The 16,558-nt window shown below is 63.8% G+C and carries 10 protein-coding genes; 6 read left to right on the top strand and 4 right to left on the bottom strand.

Features of this window, described 5'->3' with window-relative positions:
• Window positions 1-66: 66 nt before the first annotated feature.
• Complete coding sequence (locus IAE37_RS13545) at window positions 67-1,626, bottom strand: sigma-54-dependent transcriptional regulator (RefSeq protein WP_201174382.1); 1,560 nt, start codon at window positions 1,624-1,626, stop codon at window positions 67-69.
• 253 nt (window positions 1,627-1,879) lie between these two features.
• Here IAE37_RS13545 and phhA point away from each other — a divergent pair, with 253 nt between their 5' ends.
• From phhA to IAE37_RS13525, 5 genes are all read left to right on the top strand, one after another.
• A complete protein-coding gene (gene phhA, locus IAE37_RS13540; RefSeq protein WP_201174380.1) occupies window positions 1,880-2,668 on the top strand; it encodes a phenylalanine 4-monooxygenase in 789 nt (262 codons plus the stop codon).
• 36 nt (window positions 2,669-2,704) lie between these two features.
• Window positions 2,705-3,061 (top strand): 4a-hydroxytetrahydrobiopterin dehydratase, encoded by a 357-nt coding sequence (locus IAE37_RS13535; protein WP_201174378.1) that lies wholly within the window; start codon window positions 2,705-2,707, stop codon window positions 3,059-3,061.
• Between the two features lie 189 nt (window positions 3,062-3,250).
• Complete coding sequence (locus tag IAE37_RS29015) at window positions 3,251-3,376, top strand: hypothetical protein (RefSeq protein ID WP_268933319.1); 126 nt, start codon at window positions 3,251-3,253, stop codon at window positions 3,374-3,376.
• A gap of 157 nt (window positions 3,377-3,533) precedes the next feature.
• Entirely contained in the window at window positions 3,534-7,724 is a 4,191-nt protein-coding gene (locus tag IAE37_RS13530; RefSeq protein WP_201174376.1) for a deaminase domain-containing protein, read from the top strand.
• 130 nt (window positions 7,725-7,854) lie between these two features.
• Complete coding sequence (locus IAE37_RS13525; protein WP_201174374.1) at window positions 7,855-9,054, top strand: MFS transporter; 1,200 nt, start codon at window positions 7,855-7,857, stop codon at window positions 9,052-9,054.
• 105 nt (window positions 9,055-9,159) lie between these two features.
• Here the strand turns inward: IAE37_RS13525 and ydiJ are convergent, their stop codons facing one another.
• The gene (gene ydiJ / locus IAE37_RS13520; protein WP_201174373.1) at window positions 9,160-12,183 is read right to left on the bottom strand and encodes a D-2-hydroxyglutarate dehydrogenase YdiJ; all 3,024 of its coding nucleotides are present in this window, start codon (window positions 12,181-12,183) and stop codon (window positions 9,160-9,162) included.
• Window positions 12,184-12,335: 152 nt separating this feature from the next.
• Between ydiJ and IAE37_RS13515 the strand changes: the two genes are divergently transcribed.
• Window positions 12,336-13,220, top strand: a complete 885-nt coding sequence (locus tag IAE37_RS13515; RefSeq protein ID WP_201174372.1) for a LysR substrate-binding domain-containing protein — start codon at window positions 12,336-12,338, stop codon at window positions 13,218-13,220.
• A gap of 160 nt (window positions 13,221-13,380) precedes the next feature.
• Here the strand turns inward: IAE37_RS13515 and IAE37_RS13510 are convergent, their stop codons facing one another.
• Window positions 13,381-14,799 (bottom strand): amino acid permease, encoded by a 1,419-nt coding sequence (locus IAE37_RS13510; RefSeq protein WP_201174371.1) that lies wholly within the window; start codon window positions 14,797-14,799, stop codon window positions 13,381-13,383.
• Between the two features lie 605 nt (window positions 14,800-15,404).
• Window positions 15,405-16,469 (bottom strand): 23S rRNA pseudouridine(2605) synthase RluB, encoded by a 1,065-nt coding sequence (gene rluB, locus IAE37_RS13505; RefSeq protein WP_201174370.1) that lies wholly within the window; start codon window positions 16,467-16,469, stop codon window positions 15,405-15,407.
• Window positions 16,470-16,558: the final 89 nt, after the last annotated feature.

Here is a 16,558-nt window from a genome sequence, read left to right as displayed (position 1 = left end):
CTTCACCGGCAAACCAGCCAACGACACCATCCGTTTTGAATTAACAGCCGATTAATTAAACACTCATTATTCCGCCGACTTGCCCAGGTTATATTCCCGTAACTTGTTGGCAATCGTCGTGTGCGAAACACCCAAACGTTTCCCCAATGCACGACTACTTGGAAACTCTGCCTGCAGACTTTCCAATACGGCCTTTTCAAATCGTCCGACAATCTGCGAAAGATCACCGTCCAGGGAAAAATCACCCAACGGTTGCCGTGCGCCATAATCCGGCAAGCGGATATGTTCGCTCTTGACCACCCCGCCCTCGCATAACGAAACCGCCTGGAACAATACGTTTTCCAACTGCCGCACATTGCCCGGCCAATGGTACTGGCCGAGCTTGTCCATCGCCGCCGGCGCCAGACGCGGCATGGCGCAGCCGATCTGCCGGCTGGCCTGATCGAGAAAGTGCTGCACCAGCCCTTCCAGGCCATCCATGCACTCGCGCAGCGGCGGAATATGCAGCGACAGCACGTTGAGCCGGTGATAAAGGTCCTGGCGAAACTCGCCGCGCGCGCACAGTTCGGACAAATCGACCTGGGTCGCACAGATCACCCGCACGTCCAGATACACCTCCTCGTCGCTGCCTACTCGGCGGAAGCAACCATCCTGCAGGAAGCGCAGCAGTTTTACCTGCAGGCGCGGGCTCATCTCGCCGACACCGTCGAGGAACAGCGTTCCGCCCGCCGTCAGCTCCAGCAGGCCCAGCTTGCCTTCGGCGCGCGCACCCTCGAACGCCCCAGGGCCGTAGCCGAACAGTTCGGTCTCGGCCATGGATTCGGGCAAGCCGGCGCAATTGAGCGCCATCAGCGGCGACTGTCCACGCGGGCTGGCCAGATGGCAAGCTCGCGCCAGCAACTCCTTGCCGGTGCCGGTCTCGCCTTCGATCAGCAACGGCGCATCCAGCGGCGCCATACGACGCGCCTCGCGCACCACCGCCGCCATCACCCGCGAGCTCTGGAAGATGCTGTCGAAGCCGCGCAACTCCTGCTTGCGCACGTTGTAGATGCGCTCACCGATGCGATCGGCGCGGTGCAGGGTGAGCACCGCGCCAGCCAGCGCCTCGCTGTCGTCATGCTCGGACTGCAACGGCGCGATATCAGCCAGGAACACATCGCTCTTGACCTTGATGCGCAGGCCATTGATACGCGACTTGTTGGCCCGTACCAACTCGGGCAGGTCGAAGTCTTCGACATAACGTGACAGTGGCAGGCCCGGCACCTCGTCCACTCGCACGCCCAGCAACTGCGCCGCCGCGCGATTGCCAGCGACGATGCTGCCGCCCATGTCGATCGACAGCACCGGAAAGTCCAGCGCGCCGAGCAGGGCATTGAGTTCCATGTGCCGCCGCTCGCTGGGCATCAGGCCCACGCGCTTGACGCCGAACACGCCGGCAATGGCCTCGAACTTGGGGCGTAGCGCCTGGAACTGCAGGTTGATCAGGTTAGGGCAGTGCAGGTAGATGGCGTTGCCATGGTCGCCACCGACTTCGCCTCGCAGCACGTTGATGCCGTATTCCACTAGCAGGTTGAGAATGTCGCGAAGAATGCCGATGCGGTTCTGGCAATGCACTTTGATACGCATGGTAGGTCTCGGGCAGCGAGATTTTTCAACCCCGCGAAGAAAATTCGTAAAGATAAGCTGACAGAATTCCAGGTTTTGCCAGCTCGATACCGCGAATTTTCCGTTACCCTGGCCTTTTTGTAAAATAATCGTTACGAAAACCCTCGCAACGACTGCAGGCGTGCCGCGCCCTCCCCGTGCAAACCGCTGCAATACGAGTAACGTCTAGGTCATGTCGTGGACATAACAAGAAAGCCCTCACCAGGAGAGCCACATGAAACAGACGCAATACGTGGCACGCGAGCCCGATGCGCACGGCTTCATCGACTACCCGCAACAGGAACATGCGGTATGGAACACGCTGATCACTCGTCAGCTGAAGGTGATCGAAGGCCGCGCCTGCCAGGAGTACCTGGACGGCATCGACCAGCTCAAGCTGCCCCACGATCGCATCCCGCAACTCGGCGAGGTCAACAAGGTGCTGGGCGCCACCACCGGCTGGCAGGTTGCCCGGGTGCCAGCGCTGATTCCCTTCCAGACCTTCTTCGAGCTGCTGGCCAGCAAACGCTTCCCAGTCGCGACGTTCATCCGCACCCCGGAGGAGCTCGACTACCTGCAGGAGCCGGACATCTTCCATGAGATCTTCGGCCACTGCCCGCTGCTGACCAACCCCTGGTTCGCCGAATTCACCCACACCTATGGCAAGCTTGGCCTGGCCGCCAGCAAGGAACAGCGCGTGTACCTGGCGCGGCTGTACTGGATGACCATCGAATTCGGCCTGATGGAAACCGCACAAGGCTGCAAGATCTACGGCGGCGGCATCCTGTCCTCGCCCAAGGAGACCGTCTACAGCCTGTCGGGCGAGCCGGAACATCAGGCTTTCGACCCGATCGAAGCCATGCGCACGCCTTATCGCATCGACATCCTGCAGCCGCTGTACTTCGTGCTGCCGAATCTCAAGCGCCTGTTCGACCTGGCCCACGAAGACATCATGGGCATGGTCCAGCAGGCCATGCAGCTTGGCCTGCACGCACCGAAGTTTCCTCCCAAGGCGGCCGCCTGAGCCCGCCCAGACAACAACTCGAACGGAAGACACCCCATGAATGCCTTGAACCAAGCCCATTGCGAAGCCTGCCGCGCCGACGCGCCGAAAGTCACCGACGAGGAACTGGCCGAGTTGATCCGCGAGATTCCGGATTGGAACATCGAGGTACGCGACGGCCACATGGAGCTCGAGCGCGCGTTCCTGTTCAAGAACTTCAAGCACGCCCTGGCGTTCACCAACGCGGTTGGCGAAATCGCCGAAGCCGAAGGCCACCACCCTGGGCTGCTGACCGAGTGGGGCAAGGTCACCGTGACCTGGTGGAGCCACTCGATCAAGGGCCTGCACCGCAACGACTTCATCATGTGCGCACGCACCGACAAGGTGGCCGAAACAGCTGAAGGGCGTAAATAAACGCTGCACCAGGGCCTCCGTCAGGGGCCCTTTTTCATGGAATCTGTCCGGTATCCGCCCGCAAAACCGACAAGCGACAGGGAAAAAATCCAAACTGTCATCCAGACTTGTGTATCCTGCCCCAGCTTGAAAAAGCCTAGAAACGCGCCTGGCGCAGTCTTTTCACTCACACTTGCGAGGAACGACGAGATGCATGAAATCCCGAATCTTCCCTTCCCAAGCCTGAACCCCGAAGAGCAAACCGTTGCTGCCCACTCCGAACCGACGCCTGCCGTCGAGGATGGCGACGATAAATCCAGCGCTGACCAGGAATAACCGCGCACCCCACCCGACTGTGTGAAAACGGCTGACCTGCGGGCTACCCCCGTCATCACGTTTTCACACCGTTCAACAGCATTCCTCTACTCCTATACCACCTACCCTCGGTTGCGGCCACGCAATCTTTCGCCTCCCCCTCACAGGAGGCAGCGTCATGCCACTTACCGCCGAATTACTCGCACGAATCGATGCCCTCGATGCCGAAAGTGTGCGCCTGCACAGTCCACTGTCCGGACCACAAGACCTCATCACCTCGCTGAACGACCATTTCGATCGGGCCCTCGGTCTTGACTCAAGGTTCCCCACCGAGCTGGCTGACCCGGCACTGTTCGCCCGCCTGAGCGAAGCCTTCGCCAGCGAAGCCGCTCGTACGCATTTCAACCACACCCTGCAGCGCCCCGACGATGCACAGGTACACGCACAGCACGTGGCCCTGCTGTTCGCCAGGTGGGTCAAAGTGGTCGTACTCGAGGTCGATCACATCTTGGCAGCGCAACTCGCCGGGCTCCCGCCAGCAGCGCACCCCTACGCCAGTTGCAGCCTGGCGCAGACTTTCTGGAGCCGCCAGCTGTTCCGGCGTCGACGCGAGTGCTTCATCGCCGCCGCGCTGCTGCTCTACCCACTGCGCTCCAGCCCCCCTCTTGCAGCGCGCGCCCCCGCCCCCTCGCTGGCAGTGGACGACTACCTGGCGTTGCCGGTGTTGGCCGCCCATCTGTGGCCCGCACCCGCGGGTAGCAGCAGCGCCGCGCATGTGTTCGAGGTGATGGGGGCGTCTTTGTATGCCCAGGGCCGCCGCTATCGACCACCCACTGCCCGCGAACAAGCGGCAGGTCACACCGCCGACCAGTACGGCAAGGCATGGCTGCCCGGCCTCGCGCTGAATGCCCCTTCAGACCAAGCCCTGGATGCCCTGCTGCACTCGGCCAGCTTCGCAGACCGCGCGCGCGAGCTGGCCGACGCAGCCGAGTGGGAGGCCGTTGGCGACCCTCTGGCGCTGGCTGAGCAGACCCTGGTCGATACGTTGTATCCGCCAGAAGTACGTCGCCCAGGGTTCATTCTGGATTTCGAACTGTTTACTCCCACCAACGCCAACCTCGGCGTGGCCGAGATCCGTCTGGACCTGATCGACAGCCTGCAGGCCAGTCTCGCCTGCATGCCGGCGATCGCCGAACTGGCCAGCGAACTGTTGTTGCGGCGCTTCGCTCCAGAGCTGCTATTGACGGGCTATCCGGAAGACTTCAGCTACCAGGCTGACCTCCCCTGGATGCAGATCCGCCAGGGGGCGTCGATGCTGATCGCTCGCCAGCAACCGATGACCTTCGAGCTTGCCGAGCAGGCCATGCAGCAGCCGGGGACAGAAGGTGACCCGATCGCTGCTGCGGCCTTGCGCGATACGCTTGCCGTGTGGGCACCGCTCAAAGGCGGTTTCGAGGATGCTCCGCCTTGGTCCGACCGCCAATGGCAGTTGGCCCTCGACCGTTATCGAGTTCTTAGGGACCAGGAGAGCCTGCGCGACCTGCCCGACCGTTTCGAAGAAGCCCGGCGGCAACTGCGCCAAGCCGGGATCGACCCGCAGGGGCACAACGTCGATGGCCAGCAGCATCTACAGCGCTACCTGGACGTGGGGGCCGGCTATCGGCATATCCGCGAACTACCGGATGTGACAGCCTGGTACGAAAGCGCGTTCGCCGCCTGGTTCCAACGTGCCAGCAAGGTTTACCAGGGTATCTTCGATCGCTGCCTGGCTCACTTGCCGCAGGACTACCAGGACCGCTTGCGCGACCAACCCTGGACGGCCTATGCCGTGACCTGGCCACTGTACCTGGGCCCCGCCGGTCAGCTGGCGTATGGCGACGGCGCCGATGAAGACTGGCACCGTGAAACCGCCACCCAGGGCATGGTCGTGCATGCCCCCGGCGAGAGCTGCGACCTGCTCTGCGAGCTCTTTCCCGAGCGGCTGGAATGGCGCGCACACGAGATACCTCCGACATCAGCCGAGCGACTCGCCAGCCAGCTGCATCTGCAATACGAGCAGTACAACCAGACCGCGCGACCGTGGCATTCAGCCGATTTTCCAGCACTGCTGGCGTTACCCGAAGCCCCTTCGAAGGATCGCCTGGCTGCCCTTGCCCAGTGCTACGCAGGCTCCATCGCCCTGGCCAATCGGGACGCCTTGCACGCCCTGGGCAAGGGCGCGACCGAACATGAGCTGTTCCTGGCCAGAACCCACTCCGTAGGCATGGGCCGCTACCTGCTGAAACTGTTTTCGAACATCGTGCCAGGCGTTAGCTGCGTGGCCCCCCAAGACGGAGCCGACGCCGCCAGTTGCGCCGCAGATTTCATCACTTCGGCAGGCGCCGTACTCACTGTTGGCGGACGCCTTTTCCGGCCGATCGCCAGGCTGCCAGGCGTACTGGGCGACAATGCCAAGGCGGCACGGCTGGGCGCCACGCGCGCAGCCAGGCGCTGGAGCAGCGGACCCGACAGCGCGGCCATGTATTCGCGGGTGGGCGACCTGCGGCCTTGGCACAGCGCTCCGGAGCTTGCCATGGGCCGCCCTGGGCCCGAGGGCCTGAGGGTGCAGCAGCATACATTGCCAGGCCAGACACCCGACGCCTTGCTGCTCGATCGCTTTCCGGGGAACGATATCCCCCTGGCCTGGAACCACCCCGAACGGCCCATTCTGATTCGCCGTGACGCCGAACATGTCGACGCCATCGTCCAAGGCACAGCGTACCGCTACCAGTCCAGACAACCAGGCGACCTGGCTCGCCGACTGCAGCACGAACCGCTGCTGGGCCAACCTCCCGCTGTGCAAAGCCCACCTTATCCGAGCCCTGAAGCCCGTATCGCCTTGCATTTCGCGCCCCCGCCCAACGACGCTGGCACGCCCCTGTTCGGGCAACAGGTCAGTCATGCCTTCCAGACCGTCAGAATCGAGCCGGCCCCCATCCGATTTCGCCCGCAGAACAGCCGTTTCGATACGTGGGCCCAGGTCATGGTGCGCGACGGCAAGGTGGTCAATTACGTGCCTGGCAACCCGAGCCGCATCAAACCGCTGGCGGTGGATGAAACCCAATTGCGCCTTGGCGTCATCGCACCGCCCGTTTATCACAAGCGCATCGTGGTGGACCCGTCGGCCGAAGTTGCCTTTGGCCTGCCGGACGACCTTACAGCAGACCAGGTCAGGCACATCAATCGCTACTGCCCCCCGGTCCGCCTGGGCGGCCTGGCACGTACGATTGCCGACCGACGCACGCTGCGTGGCGCGATAATAGACTGGCGCGGCGAGCGATGGCTGGTCGTCGAAGCCGACCTGGGCGTGTTCTATGGTGCGCCCTACACCCCCTGGGCCTGGCAGGCGCAGCTTCCCGTCACACCCCAGCTGCCGGGCCAGTTGCCACAACCTCCACGAAACCTGCGCCGCTACTTCGCCAGGATCAAGGACGAGGAAGCGATCGAACGCTACCTGGAAATCAGCGAAACCTACCGAATCGTCGCGCAGCGCCCAAACCTGCAGCATGACATCGACAATCTGACGCAACTGCTGCGCGACTGGATCGATCAGGGCACGGCCTTCGAGCCCGTGCAACCCTCGCCATTCTTGGAGTTCCTGAAGGCGGCACAAGAGCGCCTGCTACCCATCCACGCCCGCAACATCCTCACCCAATCACCGGCACAGGATGCCCTGGCAGGCCTCGCCCGAAACGGCGTGGTAGGGCTGAATCGGGAAATCATCCCCAACTGGAGGCAATTCAACGCAGCCAGCGGGCTGGAGCGCCAGCGCATGCGAGGCATACTCGACGACCTGCTGCCGGCATCGGGCAGCACTTCACCGTACACGCTGAGCACCGCACCAGCGGAACTCAGCCCCGCCGACATCGCCGCGCTACGCCAACACGTGTTTCCCACCAACCTGGCGTTTGCCAGCGTGACCCTCACGGACCAGAGCCGACGGGTCTATTTTTCGTTGTCTGGCAGTGTTGGCCGGCGCCCGCTGACGATCCTCGCCCATCCCAGGACCACGCCATTGGTACACTACATCGATGCGCGCCAGGCGATGCAAGGCCTGCCACCGGACCCACGCTTTACCGAGCTGACCAGCCTGCGCCGCGTCGACTTCCTGGAGCTCAAGCAGCACAAACGCCACCTCGATGCCGAACGGCAGATCGCCTCGGCGCTGAACCGTGACCTGCTCGAACGGGCCGACGAGGTCGAGACCATCGAGTTCTTCACCCTGCTCGACACCTGTCGCTCGTGCGGAGGCTTCGTCCTGCCGCGGCTGCGCCTGGACTATCGGCAAGCCCGCTTCAGCGTGACCTGGATGGCCGAATACCCGCAGTGAATGGACGGTCACGATGGCTACCCGAAGCGATCGTGACCGCTTGCTGAAAAGCTTCACCCACAACGGCAGCCTCTGTCGCTAAGATAGCAGCACTCTCGTGTCAGCCTCAGCGCCTCATTGGACTCCCGCAATGCCACAACGCAGCACATCTTCGTTGGCTATCACCGCCCAGGTGGTATCCATCGTCCTCTTCACCTTCATCGGCTACCTGAACATCGGCATTCCCCTGGCCGTGCTGCCAGGCTACGTACACACCGAGCTGGGCTTCGGCGCGGTGGTCGCGGGCCTGGTGATCAGCGTGCAGTACCTCGCCACCCTGCTCAGCCGCCCCACCGCCAGCCGCATCATCGACACCCAGGGCAGCAAGAAGGCAGTCATGTATGGCCTGGCCGGCTGCGGCCTGAGCGGCGTGTTCATGCTCGCCTGCGCGTTTCTCACCCAGCTCCCTTGGCTGAGCCTCACCTGCCTGTTCATCGGCCGCCTGGTGCTCGGCAGCGCCGAGAGCCTGGTGGGCTCTGGCTCGATTGGCTGGGGCATCGGCCGGGTCGGTGCCGAGAACACTGCCAAGGTGATTTCCTGGAACGGCATCGCCAGCTATGGCGCGCTCGCGATCGGCGCGCCGCTGGGCGTGGTGATGGTGCGCAACCTCGGGCTGTGGAGCATGGGCGTGAGCATCATCCTGCTCTGCGCGATCGGCTTGTCGCTGGCTTGGCCGAAGCGTGCCGCGCCTATCGTCAGCGGCGTGCGCCTGCCCTTCTTGCAAGTGCTGGGCAAGGTGTTCCCGCACGGCTCGGGGCTGGCCCTGGGCTCGATCGGCTTCGGCACCATCGCCACCTTCATCACCCTCTACTACAGCAGCCGTGGCTGGAACAACGCCGCGCTGACCCTGAGCCTGTTCGGCGCCAGCTTCATCAGTGCCCGCTTGCTGTTCGGCAACCTGATCAACCGCATTGGCGGTTTCCGCGTGGCGATCGTCTGCCTGGCGGTGGAGACCTTGGGGTTATTGATGCTATGGCTGGCACCGAACGCCGAGCTGGCCCTGGCAGGCGCGGCATTGAGCGGGTTCGGCTTCTCGCTGGTGTTCCCGGCGCTGGGCGTGGAGGCGGTGAACCAAGTGTCGGCCGCCAACCGCGGCTCGGCGGTAGGGGCGTATTCGCTGTTCATCGATCTTTCGCTGGGGATCACCGGGCCGTTGGTGGGCGCGGTGGCTGCGGGGTTCGGCTTTGCTTCGATGTTTTTGTTCGCCGCCGGAGCGGCGGGCTGTGGGTTGGTGCTGAGCCTGTATCTGTATCGCCAGGCGCGGCGAGGCTACGAACGCGCGGGGGCTTGAGAGATTCGGCCTATTCGCGGGTAAACCCGCTCCTACAGGGGTCCGAGATACCTGTAGGAGCGGGTTCATCGGGGCGCCGAACCGCCGCGAATAGGCCCTCCCAGGTCAGCGCTGTGCGTACTGCAACACTACTTCCAACGGATGGCGCATCTGCCGCTCGGTCATGCGCTTGACCTGGCTGCGGCACGAATAACCGGTCGCCAACGCCTCGCCCTGCTTGTCCAGCTTGGTCGCCCACGACTGCTCGAAGATCGTCCGCGAGGTGTCCTGATTACGCGCCTCATGCCCGTAGGTGCCAGACATGCCGCAGCAACCGGTGGCCTCGGTCACCAGCTTCAGCCCCAGGCGCGCGAACACCTGCTCCCACTGCTTGGTGCTGGCCGGCACGTTGGTCTTCTCGGTGCAGTGCGCCATCAGACGGAAATGCTCCGGCGCGCCGCCAACGGCCTGCTCGGGCAGCACGTCGACCAGCCACTCTTGCGGCAACAGCACCGTCGGGCATGCCTCCAGGCCTGGCACCTTCTGGTACTCCTGGCGGTAGACCAGGGTCATCGCCGGGTCCAGGCCCACCAGCGGCACACCGCAGTCGGCCAGGGCCTTGAGCTGGGTGGCGTTGCGGATCGCTGCCTTGGCGAAGGCGCCGAGGAAGCCCTGCACGTGCAGCGGCTTGCCATTGGCACTGTACGGCGCCAGGAACACCCGGTGACCGAGGCGATGGGCCAGCTCGATGAAGTTGGCCAGCACCGACGTCTCGAAGTAACGGGTGAAGGCATCCTGCACCAGCACGATACTGCGCTCGCGCTGGGCCGGGGTCAGCTCCATCAGGGCCGGCACGCTGGCCACGCCGACCTTGCAACGGGTCAGGGTCGACTGGAAGTTGAAACGGCTGATCAGCGGGCTGTCGACCATGCCGATCTTGTCGGCCAGCAGCCTGCTCACCCACTTCGAGCCCATCACAGCGTTGTAAAGACCCGGCGCATGGGCCAGGTAGGGAATGGTGAACTCGAGCGAGCCGATCAGGTAGTCACGCAAGGGGCGCTGGTAACGGCCGTGGTACAGCTCGAGGAAGCGCGAGCGGAAATCAGGCACGTTGACCTTGATCGGGCATTGCCCGGCGCACGACTTGCACGCCAGGCAACCGGCCATGGCGTCGTAGACCTCATGGGAGAAGTCCTCTTGCCCCTGGTTGCGCGCACGGTTGTTGCGCAGGCGCGCCGGCAGGCCCTTGAGCCACGACACCTTGTTGCGCGCCGCAGCCAGCACGTCGATGTTCGCCTCGCCCTGCAGGCGCAGCCACTCGCGCATCAGCGAAGCGCGGCCCTTGGGCGAATGCTGGCGTTCGCGAGTGGCCTTCCACGACGGGCACATGGCGTCGTTGGGATCGTAGTTGTAGCAGGCGCCGTTGCCGTTGCAGTGCACGGCGCTGGGGAAGTCCTGCCAGACGCGCTCGTCGATGGTGCGGTCGAGGTCGCCGCGCAGGGTCACGCCATCGACCTTGGTCAGGCCTTCGGCGCTGTCCGGCGGAGTGCAGATCTTGCCTGGGTTGAGCTGGTTGTGCGGGTCGAAGGCGCCCTTCAAGCGCTGCAACGCAGGGTACAGCTCGCCGAAATACTCCGGCACGTACTCAGACCGCAGGCCCTTGCCGTGCTCGCCCCAGAGCAGGCCGCCGTAGCTTTTGGTCAATGCCGCCACGGCATCGGAGATCGGCTTGACCAGCGCGGCCTGGGCCGGGTCCTTCATGTCCAGCGCCGGACGCACGTGCAGCACGCCGGCATCGACGTGGCCGAACATGCCGTAGGCCAGGCCATAGCCGTCGAGCAACGCACGGAAGTCGGCGATGTAGTCCGCCAGCTGCTCCGGCGGCACTGCGGTGTCTTCGACGAACGGCTGCGGACGCACCTCGCCCTCGACGTTGCCGAGCAGGCCCACCGAGCGCTTGCGCATGGTGTAGACGCGGGTCACGGCCTCGGCCCCCTCAGCCAAGGTGTGGCCCAGGCGCTCGACGCTGGTATCGCTGCGCAGGTGCTCGATGAACGCCTCGACCCGGGCGTTGACCTCAGCCGGCTCATCGCCGCAGAACTCCACCAGGTTGATGCCCAGGGTCGGGCGCTCGGGGTCGGCCGGGAAGTATTCGGCCACGCTGTGCCAGACGATGTCCTTCATCGCCAGCATGAGCACCTTGGAATCCACGGTCTCGATCGACAGCGGCTTGAGCGCCATCAGCGCATTGGCATCGCGCAAGGCGTCCATGAAGCTGGTGTAGCGAACGTTGACCAGCACCGCATACTTCGGAATCGGCAGCACATTGAGCTTGGCCTCGACCACGTAGCCCAGTGAACCCTCGGCCCCGCACAGCACGCTGTTGAGGTTGAAGCGGCCCTGGTCGTCGCGCAGGTGGGCCAGGTCGTAGCCAGTCAGACAGCGGTTGAGCTTGGGGAAGGTCGACTCGATCAGTTCGGCCTGGGTTTCCTGGATCTCGCGGGCCATGCGGTAAACCTCACCGGCTCGGCCTGGCGCGGCACAGGCCAGCTCCAGCGCGGCATCGTCGATCGGCAGGCTGTGCAGACGCTCACCGCCGAGCAGCACGCTGTGCAACTCGAGCACGTGGTCGCGGGTCTTGCCATACGTGCAACTGCCCTGGCCGCTGGCATCGGTATTGATCATGCCGCCGACGGTGGCGCGGTTGGAGGTGGATAGCTCTGGGGCGAAGAACAGGCCGTGGGGCTTGAGCGCGGCATTGAGCTGGTCCTTGACCACACCGGCCTGGACCCGCACCCAACGCTCCTCGACATTGATTTCGAGGATCTTGTTCATGTGCCGCGACAGGTCGACGACGATCCCATCGGTCAGCGACTGGCCGTTGGTACCGGTGCCGCCGCCACGCGGGGTCAGCTTGACCTGCTGGAAGCGCGCCTCACCCATCAGCGTGGCGACCCGCGCCACGTCGTCGGCGTCCAGCGGGAACACCGCCGCCTGGGGCAGCCGCTGATAGATCGAGTTGTCGGTGGCCAGCACCGTACGGGTGGCGTAGTCGGCACTGATCTGGCCACGGAAGCCGCTGTTGCGCAGGGCTTCGAGGAATTCGGGATAGTTGGCGCTCGGTGGGGTGGTCTGCAGCTGGGCGATCATCGAAGGATGGCCTCTTGATATTGGCTAATTCACGGGAAACCTGTCGTTCCGGCATGGGTCGTTGCATGCAGGGATGACGCATGGGCCAATGTTCCTGTAGTTTCGCTCTGGGGGCAAACGGATAATCCTGCCGCTATCGATGACTTTTATGAATGAATTACCGCCACCTCACCCCGTCGATGTCACTGCTGCTGGCTTTCGAGGCCGCCGCCCGGCATGAAAGCTACACCCGCGCCGCTGCCGAACTGTCGCTGACCCAGAGCGCGGTCAGCCGCCAGGTACAAGCCCTGGAGCAACAGCTTGGCCTCACGCTGTTCCGCCGCGAAGGCCGCCAGGTACAGCTGACCGACGTCGGCCGGCTGTACCAGCGCGAACTGAGCGAGGCGTTGGGGCGCATCCGCAGCGCGACCCTGCAGGCGCTGGCCTACCAGTCCGGGGTTGGCACCTTGCGCCTGGCAACCCTGCCGACCTTCGGCTCCAAGTGGCTGCTGCCGCGCCTGCATGCGTTCTACGGTGCGCACCCCGGCATGCTGGTGCACATCCATTCACGCATCGAAGCCATCGATTTCGCCACCAGCGAGATCGACGCCGCCATCGGCGTGGCCAGCCACGACCTGCCGGGGTTGATCTGCCACCGCCTGCACGCCGAGGAACTGGTGGTGATCCTGCCGCCCGAGGCCGGAGGCGATGCCCAGGGCTGGGGGCCGACGCGGATCAGCGAGGAAGTCTTGCTGAACGTGGCCAACAACCCGCACGCCTGGGGAGAATGGTTTTCCCACCACGGCCTGCCGCACCGGGCGATGCGCCTGGGGCCGAGCTTCGAGCTGACCTCGCACCTGATCCAGGCGGTGCGGGCGGGGATCGGCATTGGCTTGGTGCCGCGGATACTGGTGGAGGAAGAACTGGCCAAGGGCGAACTGTTCAGCCCAGGGACGGCGGTTGCCAGCCAGCGCAGTTACTACCTGATCTATCCGCCGCGCAATGAGGCGCTGCCTTCGTTGCGGGCGTTTCGGAGTTGGTTGCTGGAGCAGATCTGAGATTTCTGTTGGCTGCTATGGCCTCTTCGCGGGTAAACCCGCTCCTACAGGGGGCAGTGCAGTCCCTGTAGGAGCGGGTTTACCCGCGAAAGGGCCGGCACAGGCAATAAAAAACCCGATGCCAGCCACCTGACATCGGGTTCATGCAAATCGCTTGCGCTTACTTCACTGCACTACCGGCAGCAGGCTTCACGGGAACCTGGCGCTTGCCCTTGATCAGGTAGGCCAGGAACATCGCCACCAGCCACACCGGAATCGCATACACCGACACCTGGATGCCTGGGATCTGCAGCATGATGCCGAGGATCAACACCACGAAGGCCAGCACCACGTAGTTGCCATACGGGTAGAACAGCGCCTTGAACAGTGGCTTCTGCCCGGTACGGTCAAGGTGCTGGCGGAACTTCAGGTGCGAGTAGCTGATCATCGCCCAGTTGATCACCAGGGTCGCCACCACCAGAGACATCAGCAGCTCCAGGGCATTCTGCGGCATCAGGTAGTTGAGCAGCACGGCGATCAGGGTCACGGCCGCCGATACCAGGATCGAACGCACCGGCACGCCGCGCTTGTCGACCTTGGCCAGGGCCGCCGGGGCATCACCCTGCTCGGCCATGCCCAGCAGCATCCGCGCGTTGCAGTAGGTGCCGCTGTTGTACACCGACAGCGCCGCAGTCAGTACTACGAAGTTCAGCAGATTGGCGGCCGTATCGCTGCCCAGCATCGAGAACACCTGGACGAACGGGCTGCTGCCATAGCTGCCGCCAGACGCGTCGATGCTGGCGACCAGGCTGTCCCAGGGGGTCAGCGACAGCAACACCACCAGGGCGCCGACATAGAAGATCAGGATGCGGTAGATGACCTGGTTGATCGCCTTGGGGATCACGGTCTTCGGTTTATCGGCCTCGGCAGCGGTGAAGCCGAGCATTTCCAGGCCACCGAACGAGAACATGATGAACGCCAGGGCCATCACCAAGCCGCTGACCCCGTGCGGGAAGAAGCCGCCATGCGACCACAGGTTGCTCACCGAGGCGTCCGGGCCACCGCTGCCGCTGGTCAGCAGGTAGGCGCCCAGGGCGATCATGCCGACGATCGCCGCAACCTTGATGATGGCGAACCAGAACTCGGCCTCGCCGAAGACCTTGACGTTCATCAGGTTGATGGCGTTGATCAGCAGGAAGAAACCAGCCGCCGTGACCCAGGTCGGGATCTCTGGCCACCAGTAATGGATGTACTTGCCGACAGCAGACAGTTCGGACATGCCGACCAGGATGTACAGCACCCAGCAGTTCCAGCCCGAGAGGAAACCGGCAAAACCGCCCCAGTAGGTGTGGGCGAAGTGGCTGAACGAGCCGGCCACCGGCTCCTCGACGATCATCTCGCCCAGTTGGCGCATGATCATGAAGGCGATGAAGCCGCAGATGGCGTAGCCGAGGATCATCGACGGCCCGGCGGATTTCATCACCCCAGCCGAGCCCAGGAACAGGCCGGTACCAATCGCGCCGCCGAGGGCGATCAATTGGATGTGGCGGTTCTTCAGGCCCCGCTTCAGCTCGCCTGAATGCATGTTTTGTCCACTCATGAACGAAGTCACCTGCATTGTTTTTATCTGTGACGGAATCGGACCCACCGCGCTCGTGGCGCAGCGGAATGGGCAAGGTGGTTACCTTGGGTTTCTTGAGCACAGGCCGATCAACCGACCTTGAACAAGAGTGCGCGGGTACGCAGGAGGGTCACAGGTAAAACGCGGCGCACTGTATACCCCCGCAAGCGCGCAGGCGTCAACGCGTTGCGTCGATTCCCGAAAGAAAAACGCAGCGTTCCTGGGGTGAAGGCCTTGGAAGGCTTGGTGATCGGCGTACATGGCGCCTCCGTTTCTTGTTCTGTAGACCCGGCTCTGCGGTCGGGCTTCTTGCGCACGGCAATGGCCGCTATCTCAGCGGTGTAGAGGGGTTGCGGCAAGGGGGTGAGGGTAATTGGCAGGGTGGGGGGAAGCACAGGGATGGCAAGTTCTGTTTACACGGTGCCGGAAAATCCGCAGCCCGAGCTGAATTCGCACGATTTTGTATATATTTCTTTACAAGATGGTTCAAGAACTTGCCAGTCGTCCGAAATAATCTTTCAGTTCAACAAGTTGCAGGCGTAAAAAAGCCAGCCCGAAGGCTGGCCTGTCATCACCGCTGCAAATCAACCACGCGGTTTACCGCGACCGCGACCTGCTGGCTTGTCGCCGTCCGGCTTGGACGGGCGCTTGCGCATGTCGCTCGGACGCTCGGCCACGGCGCTGCCACGCCCGCCCTTGCGCGGGGCTTCTTCACGCGGCTGGCGAGCAGGGCGCTCGGCAGCACCGGCTTCATGGGCCGGTCGCAGGTTGCGTACCCGCTCGTTGCGCCCCATCGGCCGGCTGGACTTGCGCTGCATGCGCTCCATGCGGTCCTTGGTCTTGAGGTTCATGGCCGGCAGCGCCACCGGCTGCAAGCCCACTTCGGCGGCCAGGATGTCGATCTCGCCCTGGGTCATTTCACGCCAGCGGCCCATCGGCAGATCGGAGTTGAGGAACACCGGGCCGAAGCGAACCCGCTTCAGGCGGCTGACCACCATGCCCTGAGACTCCCACAAGCGGCGAACTTCGCGGTTGCGACCTTCCATCACCACGCAGTGGTACCAGTGGTTGAAGCCTTCGCCACCGGGTGCCTTCTGGATATCGGTGAACTTGGTCGGGCCGTCCTCGAGCATCACGCCTGCCTTCAGGCGGTCGATCATCTCGTCGTCGACTTCACCGCGCACGCGCACCGCATACTCGCGGTCCATCTCGTAGGACGGATGCATCAGGCGGTTGGCCAGTTCACCGTCGGTGGTGAACAGCAGCAAGCCGGTGGTGTTGATGTCCAGGCGGCCGATGTTGATCCAGCGGCCCTCTTTCGGCCGCGGCAAGCGATCGAACACGGTCGGGCGGCCTTCCGGGTCGTCACGGGTGCAGATCTCGCCGTCGGGCTTGTTGTACATGATCACCCGGCGGGTGGCCTCGGCGGCCTCCTCGCGCTTGATCAGCTTGCCGTCGACGGTGATGGCGTCATGCAGGTCGACGCGCAGGCCGAGGGTGGCCTCGACGCCGTTGACCTTGATGCGGCCCTGGCTGATCCAGGCTTCGACATCACGGCGCGAGCCGACGCCGATGCGTGCCAGCACTTTCTGCAGCTTTTCGCCGGATGGAGGGGTGATTTCGGTATCTTGCAGGTCTTGCTCACTCATCTGGGCACCTCCCGGTGTAGGAATGAAATCGAGGATCTGGCGACGAACGCGCCAAAAGGCCGCGCATCATACGCGGTTCGGTGGCGGAA

The sequence above is a fragment of the Pseudomonas sp. S31 genome, assembly GCF_016648105.1.
GTDB lineage: Bacteria > Pseudomonadota > Gammaproteobacteria > Pseudomonadales > Pseudomonadaceae > Aquipseudomonas.
This window is presented reverse-complemented; position numbering and strand designations above follow the sequence as displayed.

Coding starts and splice junctions, on each gene's coding strand:
- IAE37_RS13545 (WP_201174382.1), bottom strand. CDS start 1,626: ATGCGTATCAAAGTGCATTGCCAGAACCGCATCGGCATTCTTCGCGAC.
- phhA (WP_201174380.1), top strand. CDS start 1,880: ATGAAACAGACGCAATACGTGGCACGCGAGCCCGATGCGCACGGCTTC.
- IAE37_RS13535 (WP_201174378.1), top strand. CDS start 2,705: ATGAATGCCTTGAACCAAGCCCATTGCGAAGCCTGCCGCGCCGACGCG.
- IAE37_RS29015 (WP_268933319.1), top strand. CDS start 3,251: ATGCATGAAATCCCGAATCTTCCCTTCCCAAGCCTGAACCCCGAAGAG.
- IAE37_RS13530 (WP_201174376.1), top strand. CDS start 3,534: ATGCCACTTACCGCCGAATTACTCGCACGAATCGATGCCCTCGATGCC.
- IAE37_RS13525 (WP_201174374.1), top strand. CDS start 7,855: ATGCCACAACGCAGCACATCTTCGTTGGCTATCACCGCCCAGGTGGTA.
- ydiJ (WP_201174373.1), bottom strand. CDS start 12,183: ATGATCGCCCAGCTGCAGACCACCCCACCGAGCGCCAACTATCCCGAA.
- IAE37_RS13515 (WP_201174372.1), top strand. CDS start 12,336: ATGAATTACCGCCACCTCACCCCGTCGATGTCACTGCTGCTGGCTTTC.
- IAE37_RS13510 (WP_201174371.1), bottom strand. CDS start 14,799: ATGAGTGGACAAAACATGCATTCAGGCGAGCTGAAGCGGGGCCTGAAG.
- rluB (WP_201174370.1), bottom strand. CDS start 16,469: ATGAGTGAGCAAGACCTGCAAGATACCGAAATCACCCCTCCATCCGGC.